This is a genomic window from candidate division KSB1 bacterium, assembly GCA_024655945.1.
Lineage (GTDB): Bacteria > Zhuqueibacterota > Zhuqueibacteria > JANLFK01 > Oleimicrobiaceae > Oleimicrobium.
In genome coordinates this window covers 73,240-89,763 of the sequence record JANLFK010000007.1, presented here as the reverse complement: position 1 = coordinate 89,763, position 16,524 = coordinate 73,240, and the positions used below count along the sequence as shown (strand labels likewise).

The 16,524-nt window shown below is 61.6% G+C and carries 14 protein-coding genes; all 14 read right to left on the bottom strand.

Annotated elements, in window-relative coordinates:
• Positions 1 to 7: 7 nt before the first annotated feature.
• On the bottom strand, positions 8 to 1,006 hold the full coding sequence (locus tag NUW13_10290; GenBank protein ID MCR4439413.1) for a glycosyltransferase: 999 nt from the start codon (positions 1,004 to 1,006) through the stop codon (positions 8 to 10).
• Complete coding sequence (locus NUW13_10285; protein ID MCR4439412.1) at positions 1,003 to 2,001, bottom strand: glycosyltransferase family 2 protein; 999 nt, start codon at positions 1,999 to 2,001, stop codon at positions 1,003 to 1,005. Before NUW13_10285 ends, NUW13_10290 begins: the two co-directional genes overlap by 4 nt.
• Before the next feature lie 19 nt (positions 2,002 to 2,020).
• The gene (locus tag NUW13_10280) at positions 2,021 to 2,575 is read right to left on the bottom strand and encodes a metal-dependent hydrolase (protein ID MCR4439411.1); all 555 of its coding nucleotides are present in this window, start codon (positions 2,573 to 2,575) and stop codon (positions 2,021 to 2,023) included.
• A gap of 22 nt (positions 2,576 to 2,597) precedes the next feature.
• On the bottom strand, positions 2,598 to 5,741 hold the full coding sequence (locus tag NUW13_10275; protein ID MCR4439410.1) for a PKD domain-containing protein: 3,144 nt from the start codon (positions 5,739 to 5,741) through the stop codon (positions 2,598 to 2,600).
• Positions 5,742 to 5,908: 167 nt separating this feature from the next.
• Positions 5,909 to 6,835 (bottom strand): flippase-like domain-containing protein, encoded by a 927-nt coding sequence (locus NUW13_10270; GenBank protein ID MCR4439409.1) that lies wholly within the window; start codon positions 6,833 to 6,835, stop codon positions 5,909 to 5,911.
• 77 nt (positions 6,836 to 6,912) lie between these two features.
• The gene (locus tag NUW13_10265) at positions 6,913 to 7,653 is read right to left on the bottom strand and encodes an acyltransferase (GenBank protein ID MCR4439408.1); all 741 of its coding nucleotides are present in this window, start codon (positions 7,651 to 7,653) and stop codon (positions 6,913 to 6,915) included.
• A gap of 5 nt (positions 7,654 to 7,658) precedes the next feature.
• Positions 7,659 to 8,321, bottom strand: coding sequence for a methyltransferase domain-containing protein (locus NUW13_10260; GenBank protein MCR4439407.1), 663 nt, complete (start codon positions 8,319 to 8,321; stop codon positions 7,659 to 7,661).
• On the bottom strand, positions 8,308 to 9,327 hold the full coding sequence (locus NUW13_10255) for an NAD(P)-dependent oxidoreductase (GenBank protein MCR4439406.1): 1,020 nt from the start codon (positions 9,325 to 9,327) through the stop codon (positions 8,308 to 8,310). The genes NUW13_10260 and NUW13_10255 overlap by 14 nt, the downstream gene beginning before the upstream one ends.
• A 10-nt stretch (positions 9,328 to 9,337) precedes the next feature.
• Positions 9,338 to 10,147: a methyltransferase domain-containing protein gene (locus tag NUW13_10250; protein ID MCR4439405.1), complete on the bottom strand. Its 810-nt coding sequence runs from the start codon at positions 10,145 to 10,147 to the stop codon at positions 9,338 to 9,340.
• A gap of 40 nt (positions 10,148 to 10,187) precedes the next feature.
• Entirely contained in the window at positions 10,188 to 10,577 is a 390-nt protein-coding gene (locus NUW13_10245) for an SxtJ family membrane protein (protein ID MCR4439404.1), read from the bottom strand.
• A gap of 6 nt (positions 10,578 to 10,583) precedes the next feature.
• Positions 10,584 to 12,395 (bottom strand): carbamoyltransferase, encoded by a 1,812-nt coding sequence (locus NUW13_10240; protein MCR4439403.1) that lies wholly within the window; start codon positions 12,393 to 12,395, stop codon positions 10,584 to 10,586.
• Between the two features lie 33 nt (positions 12,396 to 12,428).
• Positions 12,429 to 13,205 (bottom strand): class I SAM-dependent methyltransferase, encoded by a 777-nt coding sequence (locus tag NUW13_10235; GenBank protein ID MCR4439402.1) that lies wholly within the window; start codon positions 13,203 to 13,205, stop codon positions 12,429 to 12,431.
• Entirely contained in the window at positions 13,202 to 15,100 is a 1,899-nt protein-coding gene (asnB, locus tag NUW13_10230) for an asparagine synthase (glutamine-hydrolyzing) (GenBank protein MCR4439401.1), read from the bottom strand. The genes NUW13_10235 and asnB overlap by 4 nt, the downstream gene beginning before the upstream one ends.
• Before the next feature lie 107 nt (positions 15,101 to 15,207).
• Complete coding sequence (locus tag NUW13_10225) at positions 15,208 to 16,506, bottom strand: UDP-glucose/GDP-mannose dehydrogenase family protein (protein MCR4439400.1); 1,299 nt, start codon at positions 16,504 to 16,506, stop codon at positions 15,208 to 15,210.
• Positions 16,507 to 16,524 lie beyond the last annotated feature (18 nt).

The following is a 16,524-nucleotide window of genomic DNA, read 5'->3' as shown; positions in this document are numbered from 1 at the left end:
CCGCCGCCTATTCGATGATCTCGGCAATGTTGTACTCCTTGATGTCCCGAGCATGGGTGAAAATAATCATCTCGCCGATGAGGCCGATGGAAATCATCTGCAAGCCGATGACCAAGAGGAGGGCACCCAACAGCAGGAGCGGCCGGCCGGCTATCGGTCCGATGGCCAGCACGCGGTAGACGAACAGATAAAGCTCGATCGCCGCACCAACGAAGGCGAGAATGCCACCGAGAAACCCCAAAAAGTGCAGCGGCTTCTTGGCATAGTTGGTCAGAAAGAGCACGGTGACAATGTCCAGCAGCCGGCGCAGGTATTCCTTTGGATAGATGGACTTGCGGAAGCTGCCCGGCAGCTGGGCCACTTGCGCCTCGTCCACGCGGTAACCGTAGCGGGCAGCCAGCACCGGCAAGAAGTTGTGCATGTCGCCGTACAAAGGCAGCTCGGCGAGCACTTCTCTGCGGGCGGCGAACATGCCGCTGTTGATGTCATGCAGGTTCAGTCCCGCAAGGCGGTTCACCAGGGCGTTGAACAGCCGCGAGACGATGCGGTTTATGTGCGCGTCCCGCCTTGGGTAGCGCCAGGCCATAACCAAGTCTGCGCCTTGAGACATGCGCTCCAAGAGCCCCCGTACACCGCGCGGATCGGTCAGCACCCGGCCAGCCATGAAGACGATGCTCTGGCCGCGGGCCAGCTTCAGGCCGGCGTCGAAAGCGGAGCCTTCTCCGAAGGTAGAGCGCATGCGCACCACCTTCAGCTCGCGGTGCTGGTGGGCCAGCTCTTGCGCTTGAGCAAAGGTGGCATCGGCGCTGCCGTCGTCCACCAGCACAATTTCGAACGACTGCCCCAGTTCCTTGAGCTCCGCCATCAACTGCGCGCACAGGCCAGGGAGCAGGGCGCCGTGATTGTGCAGGGCCACGATCACGGAAATGGCGGGGCCGCTGGCCTCTTCCCTGGGCAGCGCTCCGACGTGCACCGCTGGGGACGTGTTTTCCACTGCCACACTCATGTGCTGCCTCCGTCGGCAGACATCGGCCCCAGGTCAAAGAAGTAGTCTTCCCGGCGGGTGCCCGTCTCGACAATCAATTTCGCCACCAGCCCGAAGAAGAGAAACTGGAAAGCCGAGACCAGAAGCAAAAAGAGCAAAGTGATGAGCACGTTGAGCACCCCAGGGTCGTCGGTCACAAGACCTGCGAACACCAGCGCAGCGAGCAGGGTGCCGAGCGCCGCTAAGGCGAAGAACACGCCGATGGTGCCAAAGAAACGCAAGGGATTGCGCAGGTGGCGCATGAGCAGGTTCAAGGTGACCAGGTCCAGAATCACGCGGAAGGTACGGCTCAGGTTGTACTTGGACTTGCCATAGCGCCGCGGATGATGGTTTACCACCAACTCGGTGATGCGCGCGCCCTCCATTTTGCTCAGCGCCGGAATGAAACGGTGCATCTCCCCGTACAGATGAAGGCGCCGCACAATCTCCCCCCGGTAGGCCTTCAAGGCACAGCCGGTGTCGTGGAGCGCCACCCCGGTGACCCGGCACACCAGGCGGTTGGCAAGCATGGACGGGATGCGCCTAATGAAGAGGCCGTCCTGGCGCCGCTTCCGCCAACCGCTCACCACATCGTACCCTTGCTCGAAAGTCGCCAACAGGCGGGGGATGTCCCGCGGATCGTTCTGCAGGTCCCCGTCCATGGTCACCACTACCTCGCCCCGAGCCCGCGCAAAGCCGCCAGCAAGGGCAGGCGCTTGCCCAAAGTTTGTCCGCAAGCGAATCACCACCACGTGCTCATGGTGTGCCTGTACCTCCCGCAGCGCATCGCTGGTGCCGTCCGTGCTCCCGTCGTCCACGAGAATGATTTCGTAAGTGAGCCCCTCTTTGCGCAATGTGTCCACCAGCGCAGTAACCAAAGGCCGCACATTGTCCACCTCGTTGAACAGCGGCACCACGACCGAGACCTGGGGCCTGGCCGCAGATGATTGCCTTCTGGCTGTCTGTACACTGGTCATCGCCACCGGCATCCTGCTCTTATGTGGCATTGCGGGACTTTCTGCGCACGCCCAAGAGGGCCACTAACGGGCCAAGGAGCAGTATCTCCCATGCCACAGCCTTGAGGTTATGTGTGCTCCACAAACTTGAGAAGAACTCTGTGCGCGCCCCCAGACGTCGCACGTCCAGGAACACGGTCGTCGGCGCTTGCAAGTACCCTCCCCAAAAAGGCCAAAGGAGTGGCTGGCCAAAGGGAGCGCGCGTGTCTGCAGTCAAGGCATCCAGCACCAAGTGCGAAGTCAAGAGGATGCCGTTGACTGCTGTCCATTTCCAGAATCCCAGTGCCCAGCATCTGTCCAGAATCAGCGCTGCTACCGGAGTAGCCAAGGCGCAGAAGCCAATGCTGTGGGTCAGGCCATGGTGGTAGAGATTGGCATCGCCCGCCACCAGTCCCACAAGAAAATCGGCGTCTGGCAGACTGGCCACCACCACCATAGCCGCCAGAACAGACAGACGCGCTCCACGAGGCGCCGGGGACGGCAGGCTGCGGTGGAGCACGTAGGCCACGAGGGAATGAGCAACGGGACTTGGCATTGGCATTCACATGCGTGCAGCGCTACGGGCTTGCCGTCACGCCTGTCACGCGCGCTGGCGGCGTGAGGTCAGCGGTGCGCTCACCAAGCCGCACAAGGGCAACGTACATGCTGCATGCCCCGCTGCTATTGCCATTGGGGCCAAGCCTCACCTGCTCGCCCGCCTGATACTCCCGCTTGCTCTGCCAGATGCGAAAGTCACTGTTGCCCACGTCGCTGACTTGCAGGATGTCGCCGGTGCGCACAAACCCATCCACCAACCACGCGGGCGGCGTGACGCGCGAGTCGTGGACCACAAAGACCCTCGCGCGCTCTGTCACCACAAAGCTCACGGCGAGAGAGGCATCCATCTTGTCAGCATTTCGCGTCTTCAACCACAACAGGCGCTCGTATGCCTGGGGCACGTCAACCACCCGGTAGTCGCGGTCTACGTAATAGGTGTCCCCTTCGCGAACGTAGGCGAGCCGGTACGCACGCGGCGTCACGTTCGTCACCAAACCGCCGCTCTGGCCTGGAGTCACCTCGATGTAGGTGATCTCCATGGTGGTAGCACCGCGGTCGTCCGTCACGTAGAGCCGCGGCTCATAGCCCATCGCCTGTTCGTAGGTGTGGACTGGGTTCACCTCCCGCGAGGTGGAACCGTCCCCAAACTCCCAATAGTACGAGACAATCTGCCCGTCTGCATCTGCAGACTGGTCGCCGCGGAACCGCACGGTGAGGGGCGCGGGGCCTGTGCGCGGCTCGGCGGTGATGCTGGCTACCGGTGGCCGATTGTTCTTCACCCTTCCCTCGCCGAGGATGCGGTAGTACAGCCCACCGCGCTTGTCTTTCCATACCACAAACGCCCCGTTCTGCAGAGCGAGCGCGTCAACCTGCGCATTGCCCTCGCTGACACTGACGCTGATCGGCTGCGGAGCGCTCCAGCCGGCACCAGGGGTGTAGACCGTGTAGAGAACCCGGTTTCCTGGCAGAAACTGCTCTCGATCTCCCTGGGCGCTCACCACATAGATCCTGCCGGCGCCATCCACCGCGATCTCTGGCTGGTGGTCACCTCGGACCGCGTCCCACTCCAAAGGAGTGCGGAGCATGTCCCACCGCCCGTCCCTGAGGTAGATCACACGCACCCAGCCGTCGTAATAGGCAACGTGCGGGACACCGAGTGCGGACACGGTGATGTCGATCCCCTCGCCCACCTTTTTGTCGCCACGTTCGATGGCCGTTGGCACGCTCCAACTTCCTCTCTCCCACCGGGAAAGAAATAGGTCGTAGCTCGTGCCGCTGTAATCGTCCCAGCGCCAGACGGCATAGATGCGTCCCTGAGCATCGCGCGCCGCCGCCGGATAGCAGTGGTTGCGATCGCTGCCGTCGCCGTACAGCTTCTCCACCGGGCCAAATGTTGCCTCCCCTGCTGCTTTGCGCCGGGCGTGCACCTCGGCCAACTCCCCGGTCACGTAGCCCCGGTAGACGACGTACACAGTCCCGTCGTTGGTGACGACGATGTTGTTGTCGCGGCCAGGGCCGAGGTCCAGGCGCTGGCTCCACTGCTTCCCCTGCCGGGTGCTGTAGTGAAGGCCGCCGGAGCCGTCGCCCCACACCACGTGCGCATTGCCGAAGCCATCCACATCTACCTCTGGTGCCTGACGAAGGCTCATGTCCGCGCCGCCAGAGTTAGGGATGCGCTCGTCGGCGCTCCACCCGCCTTCGTCGTAACACATATAGTGGACACCGTCAACGTTTGCGTAAACCAGGTGAATGCGGCCGAAAGCGTCCATGGCCAGCGCCGGATAGACACCATCCACGCCAATGGGGAAATCAGCCGCGGTGGCATCGCCAGCGATGAGGAGCTTATCGGCATGTTTGGTCTGGCCAGCGTGCGAGACATCCAGGCCCAGGCGAAAACTCCCCTGCTTGGGGATCTGCACCGTCCCGGTCCGGCCGCTGCCCAAGGCTATAGGGGTTTGTGCCCCTACTTCCAGAAGCGACCAGCTGTAAGCTGCGGGGTCGGTAATCAGAGCTCCCGAGCGGTCGTACGCCTCGCCCTCATAGACCATCTGTTCGCCTTCCCTGACCAGCCCGCTTGTCGGCCGCACGATCTGCACGGCAATGGCCACGGAAGCCTGTGCGATGAAGCGGAAGATCCAACCGTCTCCAGGGTCGGCGCTCGTCCCGCTCCCCTGCACATCGAAATGAAAGGGCGCGTACTGGATCCACTCGCTGTGCCAGAACCAGTAGTTGCCGTTGTCTCGCTCCTGCAAGGCCTCGGCCATGATGGTCGCCTTGGTGGCCTCGTCGTAGACCCCGTTGCTCCCCCGGTTCAGTTGCTCGTTGTTCACCTGCGGCATGTTCCCCGACAGGTGCTGCTGCGGATGGCCATGAGTGAAGGCGACGTTCATGCCTGGCACGGCCAGAATGCCCTTATCGGAAATGGGGCTGATGCCGCACAAGCGCTCCGGATCGACCTCATGGACGACGTCCACCAAGATTTTCGCCTTAGCGATGAGCGTCTCCGTCGACACCGCCCCCCGGTCCGGGAAGACATTCGGGTACTGGTAGCCCGGGTGGCCAAACTCGTTGGCGATGTCTAAGAACACATGCCGATATGGCTTAAGCCAGGCGGTGGCCTCGCGTACGGCACGGTAAATCGCCTCGTCGCTATCCCAGTGGTCGTGGTCCAGCACCTCTGTGAGGGCCGCCTTGCGGCATTGCCGCTGGTAAAAATAGCCCACGTTCACCACCATGTCCAGCTCTTTGGTTCGCTCTAAGATGCGCCGCAGGCGCTCCATGTACTCTGGCTTGAGCGACCCGTCGCTCCTGAAGGCGCTGTTGGAGTACCACTTGCCGGTGCCGACATCGCGCTCAAAACCGGGATGCCCGCCCTGGAGGTTGACGCCCACCGTGTTCACGCTGTGGCGCTTGTATTCCGGGAGGGCCTCCAGGAAGCGGGCGGTGGTCTGGTCGTCCCACAGGGCGTTCACTGTACGCACCCCCCACATGTCGAAGCGCTTGCCGTCCAGAAAGAACTTGCTCCCCTGCGTACTCAGCACCTCGCCCGCCAAGCCAGGCGCACCCCAGCAGAAAACGGCAGCCTGGCCAATGAAGCCAAGGAGCCAGGCCACCCCCAAGCTGCGTCGAGCTCTCCAGTGCCGAGTCATCTTCTCTCGTCTCATCGCTCGTTCCTCCTCTGTCCTGAAGGCTCCCCTGCGCGGTGCAGGCGACAACACTCGTGCCTTGAGACATGAAGAGGCTGTAACCACCTATGTGCAGAAACCAGGGGAGGTTGCGTCTCCAATGATGGTGTGTACGAAGCCCCGCCTTTTACAGCTCCGTTTGCGGATTACGATTTGGTAACTGAAGAGGCTCCTCGCCGCAGGACGTACACGATGCCCCCCATCGCCCCATACAAGAGCATCATGCCAAAGCCGATCCAGGTGAAGGCGATCGCGGTCGAAGGGTGAACCACAAATGGGGTGAGCAAGAAGACAAACGCATTTTCCCGGATGCCGATACCGTTAATGGTAATCGGGAGCATGGTCAAGATGGTGGCGATCGGCACTATGAGAAAAAAATGGCCCAGCCCAACAGTGATGCCTACCGCCTTGGCAACCAGGTAGTAGTGGAGCACCACATTTGCTTGCAACAGGAGCGAGTAACCGATCCCCTTTGTCAATGCCGCGGTGTTGCCCCCGAACGCACGGAATGCGCCCACGGCCCTGCCCGCGAACCCGCTCAGGCCCCCACGAGGCTCTGCCGAAGAAGGGTCCTCTTGCGGTAGCGCGGCAGGCCTGTGCCAGAAGATCCACGCCACCATGGCCACCATCACCACCAGGCCCGTCAACACGCCCCAACGCAACCAGGGCGCGTGGGCACTCCCTTCCACCCGCACCAGTACCACCGCCGCGGCAAACAACACCAAGGCCAGGACTCCCAAGAGGCGATCGACCACCACCGCGGCAATCGGCCCGGCCTTGCGACCAGACATGCGCATCGTGTCGTAGGCGCGCACCGCATCGCCCCCCACGGTGCTGGGCAAGAAATTGCCGACAAAAATGGCCACGCAGTAAGAAGCAAGCAGATGGCGAAAAGGAAGGTGAATGCCCAAGGCCTTGAGCAGCATCTGCCAGCGCAGGGTGCTAATGAGGTAGCCGACAAACAGGAGCGAAAAGGCTGCAGCCAAGAAGCTCGCATCCGCCTGGCGCATGGCCTCCCAGATTCCGTCCAGGTTTACCCGCAAGAAAAGGAGCGCGATCAAACCGGCGCTCACAACAGCGCGGCCGATCGTCAAGAGCAGCGCGCGCGTCCGTCTGCGCTCGGACGGCTCGTGGGCTCGCTCCGGCGAGTTCAGGTCCGCCTCCTCACCACTTTGGCAGGCACGCCGCCAACAATGCTCATCTTGGGCGCGCTGCGATACACTGCCGCACCTGCGGCCACTACGCTGCCAGTACCGATGGTCACTCCGTCTAACACCACCACCTGTGCCCCGATCCACACATTGTCTTCGATGACGATTCCCCCCTTGGAATAGGCACCTTGCTGCATGATGGGAACGTCCAGGCGGTCATACCGGTAGTTGCCGCCGCCAATGATGTAGCAGTAAGCAGCAATGGGACAGTCGTTGCCGATGACCACGCTGCTTTCCCCCACCGAATGGATTACGCAGGAGATTCCCAGCGAGGTGTTGTTGCCGATGCGAATGGCGCCATCCTTGCAGCTCAGCACGGAGTAGCGCCCGATGATGACATTGTCGCCTAAGGTGATGCCTTCGTTGCCCTCGCCCTTTGCATCCAGCACGACGTGGTCGTCAATCACCACGTTTTCCCCAAGCCGAATCTTGCTGCCATGACGGATGGTCACGTGCTGTCCGAAGACTGGGTTTTTGCCACATGCGCCCAACAACAGCGGGTAGCACTTCTTGCGCAGCCAAAAGCCAAGGGCACCCGGTAGCCAACTGGCAAACATGACGACGAGTTCGTACTTGACCAGCTCCCAAAGACGCCTACTCCCCACCGCCAGCATCTGGTAGCGACGCAGTGGCGACTGCGACTCGTCGGTAATGGCACGGTGTAACTTTTGCGCTGCCATGGGGCCTACCGTTTCACCGCGCGCACCAGCACCTCTGAGGTCACCAGCTTGCCGTGGCGGAAGAGTCCTCGTTCGCGAACCACTTCAGAAATCTCGGCAAAGCCCGCCTGGCGCAAAAAAGAGACGATTTCGTTCGTGGCATAGTACCGCATGTGGTCAGAGCGGAAGCTGCGCTGCAGAAAGTCATAAATGGCGATGGGCCAGAAGGCCTCGCGGCTCGTCTCCAGGAGCAGCAGCATCCCACCCGGCTTGAGGACGCGCCGCATCTCGCCTAACGAGGCAACTGGCGCCGGGTAATGGTGAAAGGAGCTCGAACAAATGACTGCATCGAAGGAGGCGTCTTTGGCGGGGATGTGCTCAGAATCCGCTTGCACGAAGGCAGCGCGCCTCATCGCTCCGCGGCGGCGCACCGCTTCCTGCAGCATGGCGCGGGAGATGTCCAGCCCACACGCGAAGGCAGCAGGCTCCCTCTGGACAACGTTGCGCACTGCCCAGCCGGTGCCGCAGCCCACGTCGAGCACGCGCTGGCCAGGGCCCGGGGCTATGGCCTTGATGATGAGCGCCTGAAAGTGGCGGAACCAGCGGCTCATCCGGCCGGCCTCGTAGTGATCGGCCCAGTCGTCAAAGTGCTGGCTTGCCCGCTTTTTGAGCAGCTCAGCCTCCGGCATTGGCGGTGACCTCCGCTCGGCGCCTCTGCTCATCTGCCACCTTCATCGCGTCCAATGTCGCCTTCAATCCCTCGCGGAACTCGTACTTGGGCGCAAAGCCCAACACCTCGCGCGCCTTGCTGATGTCAAAGGCGTTGTTGGTGGTAAAGAACTCCAGGCTGCGCCGCGAAAAGGGCGGTTCCCGATGCAGCGCCTTGCCGGTACTCTCGGCGAGCACGGCAAGGAGCTTCATGGGGAGCAGAGGGAGCCGCACCTTTGGCTCCGGCACCCCAAGTACTTCGCAGAATGCCGCCACCATCTCCGCCGTCGTGAGTGCCTGCTCGTCGGCGATGATCATCACCTGGCCAACCGCCTCTGGTCGCTGGGCGGCCAGCTCGAAAGCGTCCAGCATGTCTTCGATGTAGACTGGGTGGCGCAGATTCCGACACGGGCCGAACTTGATGAAGTGCCCCTTGCGCAGCATGCGAAACAGGCGCTCGGTACGCCGGCACCGCCGCCCATAGACCCAGGCCGGCCGCAGGACAACCACCGGCAACCCATGCTCCGCCCAGAAGCGCAGGGCAGCGCGCTCGCCGGCAAGCTTGGTCTCACCGTAGATCGACTGCGGCCGGCATTCGGTCTCCTCGGTGGCAGGTGGGCGCTCGATGTGCCCGTAGACGCCCACAGTGCTCGTATGCACAAAGCGCTCGACCCCTGCATCCCTGCTCCATTCCAGGAAGCGCAGCAGGCCATGAACGTTCACGTCCCAGTACTCGCTGTCCGGCAGATGGGTCTGCAGATGGGCGCTGGCCAAATGAAAGACCACGCTGCAGCCGCTTAGCGCCTTGCGCATGAGGCCTTCGTCGCGAAAGTCGCCTTGCACCATCTCTACTGCCCCATCGCCGGCAGCAAATACCGTGGGCGGCAAATGGACGTCCACGGCCACCACCTGCACCCCGTGCTCAGCCAAACGTTCCACCAAATGGCTGCCGATAAAGCCCCCCGCTCCTGTCACTATAACCTTCATGTTTCCCTCGTCACTCCTGTCTGTTTGGTTTCACTGCACGCACCGCCACTGCATAGTGTCCGCCCCAAAACAACAGGTAGTCCAGGCGTGAAATCAACCACAACACAGGATAGATGAGACTGTACAGCATGTAAGACAGGCCATGGCTCTTCAACGCCTCCTGCGAGGTGGGGGCAATGACTCCCTCTGGCGCCTCGGCTTTGTCTTTGTTCATCACCAACACGTACATGGCGTTGATCATCAACTCCAATGACTCCATGAAAAAGCGTGAGTAGCCCGCACGCCCCACGACCTGGAACCCCACGGCACTGACCACCGCAGCCAGCTGCTCGCGCGTATAACCTGGCCTGATATGTCCGTACTTGTCGGGCGTCATGCCGATCCAGTTCTTAATCTTGTTCGCCAACAGTCGCCCGTCGCCATTGGGCACGGTGACCATGGCCGTCCCGCCAGGCTTGACAATGCGGTAAAGCTCGGCGAGAAAGGGCCTTTCCTCATGCAAGTGCTCCAGGCAGTCGATGGACACGACCACGTCGAAGCTGTCGTCCGGGAAGCAGAAATGCTGCTCGTCCAGGTGAAGCACGCGCTCCTTGAGCAGGCTCACCATCACCGGCAAGTTGCGCCCCTCCAAGTCAGCCGACACCCACCAGCCGCCTTGCGCGCGGAAGTAATAGTTCAAGGAGCCGGTGTTGTCGCCGCAGGTGACGTCCAGACAGCGCTTGCCCGCCAGGTCCGGCAACAGGGCGATGAGCGTCCGCATCTTTGCCCGCTTCTTCAGCGAGCGCCGAAACATCTCGAGCTGCCAGCTGTCGTTTCCCATCTCAATCTCCTCGTCACACAACCACCCTGGCTGGGCGCACTCAGAACTGTCGCTGCCAGTACTGGTCACTGCCCAGACGATGCTCCGGGGCCTGCCAGTAGCTGGTGCGCGTGGGCTCCGGGCGGCGCTTCAGTGGGTCACGGCCGAGGAGACGTAGTGCGAGAGCGATCGGCGTAACCACAAGGTAGTAGACCACCGTCAGGAGCAATTGGGTGCTGAGCCAGCCCAGGGCGAACCCAGTCTTGCGGCTGGCGTGGTAGAGCGGCCGCAGCGCGCTCGGCAGCAGGAGAGCTGCTACGGCCACCACCGCCGCAGCGCAGAAGAGCCACCAGCTTCTCCCGAGCCCGGCGTGAAGCAGCCGCAGCACGGCCAAGACGCTCAACACCCCCGCCAGCCCCGCACCAAAGGAGGTCAATCGTTTGTCTCTCACTCTGCCTCAGTCCAGTGCAAATCTCCGCCTCTGCCGCACCGCCAACTGAGTTTGACGCTTCTTGTCGAGCACAAAATCCCCCATGACCAAGTAGTCCATGTCAGTGTTCATGAAGCAGAGGTAAGCATCCTCCGGAGTACATACGATAGGCTCGCCGCGCACGTTGAACGAAGTATTTATTACTACCGGACAACCTGTCTTTTTCCGGAAAGCCTCAATGACTTCTGCAAACCGAGGGTTGCACGTGTGCTCTACAGTGTGCACCCGCGAGGAGTAGTCCACGTGCGTCACCGCGGGGATCGTAGAGCGGACTGCTCTCCGGCGCTCTATGCCGGCCAGCAAGCGATCCGAATTCTTGAGCGGCAGTCGCTGGCTGGCTACCACCGGCGCCACCACTAACATGTACGGACTGGGACAGTCAAGCTCAAAGTACTGCCCCGCGAACTCCTCCAGCACGCTGGGGGCCAAGGGGCGAAACGACTCTCTGAACTTGATCTTTTGATTGACCACCTCCTGCATGGCCGGCAACCGCGCGTCCGCCAAGATGCTCCGGTTGCCGAGGGCACGTGGCCCAAACTCCATGCGTCCTTGGAACCACCCCACCACCTGGCCTCGCTCCAGGAGCGCGGCGGTATGTTGCGCCAAATCCTTAGGTCGCATCCTCTGGTAGACCGCACCCACGGAGGTCAAGTACCTCTCGATCTCCTCGTTGGAGAACGCTGGGCCGAGATAGGAACCCTGCTGCCGGTCATGTACCCCAGCGGCGTGGCGCTCCCTGCCGGCGAACATGTGCCAACCGGCCAGGGCCGCACCCAATGCGGCTCCTGCGTCACCGGCGGCAGGCTGAATCCAAAGTCCGCGGAACGGTCCCTCACGGAGCAAGCGCCCGTTTGCCACGCAGTTGAGTGCGCAACCGCCTGCCAGGCAGAGATTACTCTGCCCGGTCTGCCGATGAAGATGGCGGGCCATCCTGAGGACGATCTCTTCAGTCACCCATTGGATGGAACGGGCAATGTCCATGTGCCGCTGCGACAGTGGCCCCTCTGGGCGACGCGGTGGACCGCCGAAAAGGCGCGCAAACCGTCGGTTGGTCATCACTAGCCCCACCGCATAGTCGAAGTAGCCCATGTCCACCCTGAAGGAGCCGTCCTCTTTCAAGTCGATGAGTCGGCCGAGAATGAGCTCCACGTAGCGGGGCTCGCCATAGGGCGCCAAGCCCATCACCTTGTGTTCCCCGGAGTTGACGCGAAAGCCAAGATAGTAGGTAAAGGCCGAGTAAAGCAGTCCCAGCGAATGCGGAAAGCGTAGCTCGCCCAGCAGGGTGATCGCCTGCTCGCGCCCCACGCCATAGGTAGTAGTGGCCCACTCGCCGACCCCGTCGGCCACCAGAATCGCAGCCTCGGCAAAAGGCGAGGGAAAGAAGGCTGACGCGGCGTGCGAGAGGTGATGCTCCGGGTAGATGATCTTGCCCCGGTATCCGAGCTGGCTGCGGATGAACTCATCCATCCACAACTTCTGTTTCAACCAAACTGGCATGGCCTTCCTGAAAGCGCGCACCCCTCGCGGTGCATAGGCCAAGTGACTCTCCAAGATCCGCTCGAACTTCAACAGCGGCTTGTCATAGAAAGCCACCAGGTCGAGCTGGCTACCATCGAGGCCAGCCTCGGCCAAACAATAGGCGATGGCCTGGCGCGGAAAGCGGAAGTCGTGCTTCACCCTGGAAAAACGCTCCTCCTGCGCGGCAGCCACCAGTCGGCCGTCATGGACAAGGGCCGCGGCGCTGTCGTGATAAAAGGCCGAGATACCCAGAATCGTCATCGTCGCCTTCAGCACCACTCCTGCCTTCGGCCGTCATTTGCGGGCGAAAGCCATGATGTGCCAACCCGACCAGCGTATCAACGGCTTGGGAATGAGCGAAAACGCGGGCACAAAGAGCCCATTGTACAGCACCCCCTTGAGACCGCCGTGAAGCCTGGTCTTGACCGGAAATCGCTCACACACCAGACGCACCTCGCGAAAACTGCCGAGCAACTTGCGAAACTCTCCTCCGGAAAAGACGCGCAACACCGGAGCATCCTCGTGCTCCAGCCCCACATGCATGACCTTGGACAACAGCCGCAGCCAGGAATGGCGATTGTAGACCATCATGATGGCTTCCCCTCCCGGCTTGAGCACCCGGTGGATCTCGCCAATCATCTTGGCGGGGTCTGCGGTGTACTGCAGCACGCCGTGGGCATAGACGACGTCGAAGCTATTGTCCGGAAATTCCATCTCCTCGCCGTTCATGACGAGGAACGTGCCGGAAAGGCCCCGGAGGGCAAAGTTCTGTCTGGTCAGCGCGATGGACTGCTCGGCGAGGTCAATCCCGGTGACGATGGCTCCCCCCTTGGCAAAGCGCACAAGGTCGATGCCCACACCACAGCCCACTTCCAAAAGGCTCTTGCCCGCAAACCCAGCAAAGTCCACGAGCCGTGGCAGGTAGCGCAGCTTGTCGAAGCGATATTCGTCCAGGTCATCAAAGAAGCCGAGGGTGCCCACTTCGTGGTGGGCGATCTCTAAGTCGTGGATGTGACTGTTCCAATAGCGGCGAATCTCTTCGAGAAGTCTGGCTGAGGCGGTCAGCGTCATCCCTCCCTCCGCATGTAGAGGTCATGCCACTTCTGAAAGACCATCAAAGCCCACAGCTGGTGGCTGTGATTGGCGCGGCCTGCGAGATGTTCCTCGATCAGCGACGCAACGTAGCCCGGATTGACGTACCCCTGGCGGCGCAAGCGCTCTGGCGACAGCAGCTCTAACATCATGGGGCGCAACTCGAGGCGCAGCCAGTTCTTGATGGGGATGCTAAATCCCTCTTTGCCCCGCGTGAGGATCTTTTCCGGCAAGATACCCCGCATTGCCCGCTTGAGAATGTACTTGGTCTGACCCCTGCGCAGGCGAAGTGCGCTCGGCATGCGGCCCACCAACTCCACGAGCCGGTAGTCAAGAAATGGCACCCTTGCCTCCAAAGAGACAGCCATGCTCATCCGGTCTACTTTGACCAGTATGTCGTCCGCCAAATAGGTCTTGATGTCCACGTATTGCTGCTGGCTCAGGGGGTCGGCACTGCGCACCCGGTCGAAGTATTGCTCGATAAAGTCGTAGGGAGTTGTCCCGGCCAGAGCTTCACGCAGCGCAGGCGCGTAGAGCGCTTCCTTCTGTGCCTGGGAAAGAAAAATCATCCACCGCACGTGTTGCAGGTGGGCAGGCAGGGCCATCCCTTGCACGAAGCGGACCGTGCGGTTGATCAGGCCTTTTTTCTTCTCGGTGGGGCGCATACGGGAAGCCAACGGCTCGATCAGGCTGCGGCGCAGGAACTGCGGCAGCCGCGCGTAGGAGCGGGCCAGGCGGTCGGCAATGTAGGTGTCGTAGCCGGCCAGCAACTCGTCGCCACCGTCGCCGGACAGGGCAACCGTGACGTATTGCCGCGTCATCTTCGACACCATGTAGGTCGGGAAGATGGAAAAGTCGCCTAAGGGCTCATCCAGGTGGGTGACCAGCGTCTCGGTCAACGCCACGGCATCCGGCGTGAGGATTTCCTCGTGGTGCTCGGTAGCAAAGACCTGCGCCACGGTGCGTGCATAATCCAGCTCATTGTAGGTCGACTCGGTGAAGCCGATGGAGAAGGTCTTCACCGGCTGGCTCATGGCCCGGCTCATCATCGCCACCACCGAGCTGGAGTCCAGTCCACCGCTGAGAAAGGCCCCCAGCGGCACATCGCTCATCAGCCGGATCTTCACCGCGTCGGCCAACAAGTCGACCAGCTCTTCGCCCCACTCCTGCTCTGACCTGTCCTCCCCCTCACCAACGCCAAAGGCCACATCCCAATATTGGCGAAGGCGCAGGCGACCATCCTCCAGCAAGAGGGTGTGTGCCTGCGGCAACTTGGCCACCCCGCGGAAGATGGAAAGCGGTGCGGGGATGTATTCGAAGGTGAGATAGGCGTCCAGGGCTTTGCAATCCAACTGCCTGGGCACGTCGGGCGCTTGCAGCAGCGACTTGAGCTCAGAGCCAAAGACCAGCCGTCGTCCGTCGAAGGTGTAGTAGAGCGGCTTTATGCCCAAGCGGTCGCGTGCCAGCAACAGCCGTCGCTTGCGGCGGTCGTAGATAGCAAAGGCAAACATGCCGTTGAGGTGTTCGGGGCAGCGCTCACCATACTCCTCGTAGGCGTGGACGATGGCCTCGGTGTCGGCGCGCGTCCGGAAGCGATGGCCTTTGCTCTCTAACTCCCTGCGCAGGGGGAGGTGATTGTAGATTTCGCCGTTGAACACGATCCAGACGCTGCCATCTTCGTTGCTGATCGGCTGCTTGCCGGTCACCAGGTCGATGATGCTCAGCCGGCGCATCCCCAGGCCCACGCCGTTGTCCAGGTAGAAGCCGTCGTCATCCGGCCCGCGATGCACGATCACCTCCGTCATGCGCCGCAGGGTCAGCTGGTCCACCGCCTTCTCCTGATCAACGTGGTAGATGCCGCATATCCCGCACATCCGCAGCCCTCACCTCTCCCCGCAGCCCGGCCTCCGGCCATGCAAAGAGCACGGGACTACCCACACGCCCCGTGCCCGCATCGTGCTTCGACCTGCCACTTGCTCGATCACCGTCCAACCGCGAAATAGGCAAACCCTTTCTCGCGCATCTTGTCCGGTTCGTAGATGTTCCGCAGGTCAATAATCACTGGCTGGCGCAATAGCTTCTTCAGCCGATCAAGGTCCAAGCTCCGGAATTGGTTCCACTCGGTCATAAACACTAAGGCATCGGCGTCCTTGGGTACCTCGTAGGTCTCTTTGCAGTAGTGGACATCTTTGAGTATCTTCTTCGCCTCTTCCATAGCTGCCGGGTCGTACGCCTTGACGGTTGCCCCCTCCTTGAGCAGAGCGTTGATGATGGTGATGGAAGGAGCCTCGCGCATGTCGTCCGTATTGGGCTTGAAGGAGAGGCCGAGCACCCCGATTACCTTGCCCTTGAGGTCGCCCACGGCGGCCTTGATCTTGTCGATCATGAGCTGCCGCTGCCGGTCGTTGACCTCGATGGTGGCCTTGACGATACGCAAGTGGCAGCCCACCTGCTCGGCCACCTGGACCAGAGCGCGCGTGTCCTTGGGGAAGCAGGAGCCACCGAAACCGGGTCCAGGGTGCAGAAACTTGCGGCCAATGCGGTTGTCCAGGCCCATGCCCTTGGCCACGTGGTGGACATCAGCACCCACGCGCTCGCAGACCAGTGCAATCTCGTTGATGAACGAGATCTTGGTAGCTAAGAAGGCGTTGGATGCATATTTGATGAGCTCGGCACTGGCCAGGTTGGTGATGACAAAGGGCGTCTCGATCAGGTAGAGCGGAGAGTAGAGGTCCTTCATGATGGCGATAGCCTCGCTGTCCTCGCCGCCGATCACTACTCTATCCGGCCGCATAAAGTCGTCGATGGCCGAGCCCTCGCGCAGAAACTCCGGATTGGAGACGACGCTGAACTTTACCTTGTGGGTCTGGTGCTTCTCGATGATCTCTTTCACCCACTTGCCCGCCCCGACGGGCACGGTGCTCTTGTTGACAATGACCTTGTAGTCGGTCATGTACTTGGCAATCTCCTTGGCCACCTCGCCCACGTGCTGCAGGTCAGCAGAGCCGTCCTCTTTGGGCGGAGTGCCCACGGCGATGAAGATGACCAGCGAGCGCTCGGTGGCGGGCTTCAGGTCCGTGTCAAAGTGGAGACGACCTTCGCGCACGTTCTTCGCCACCAAGTCCTCCAACCCAGGCTCGTAGATGGGGATGATGCCCTTCTTTAACTTCTCGATCTTCGCCTGGTCTTTGTCCACGCAGACCACGTCGTTGCCCAGCTCGGCCAGGCACGTGCCGGTCACCAAACCCACATAGCCGGTTCCCACTACACAGATGTTCATGCACGCCCTCCTTCCGGT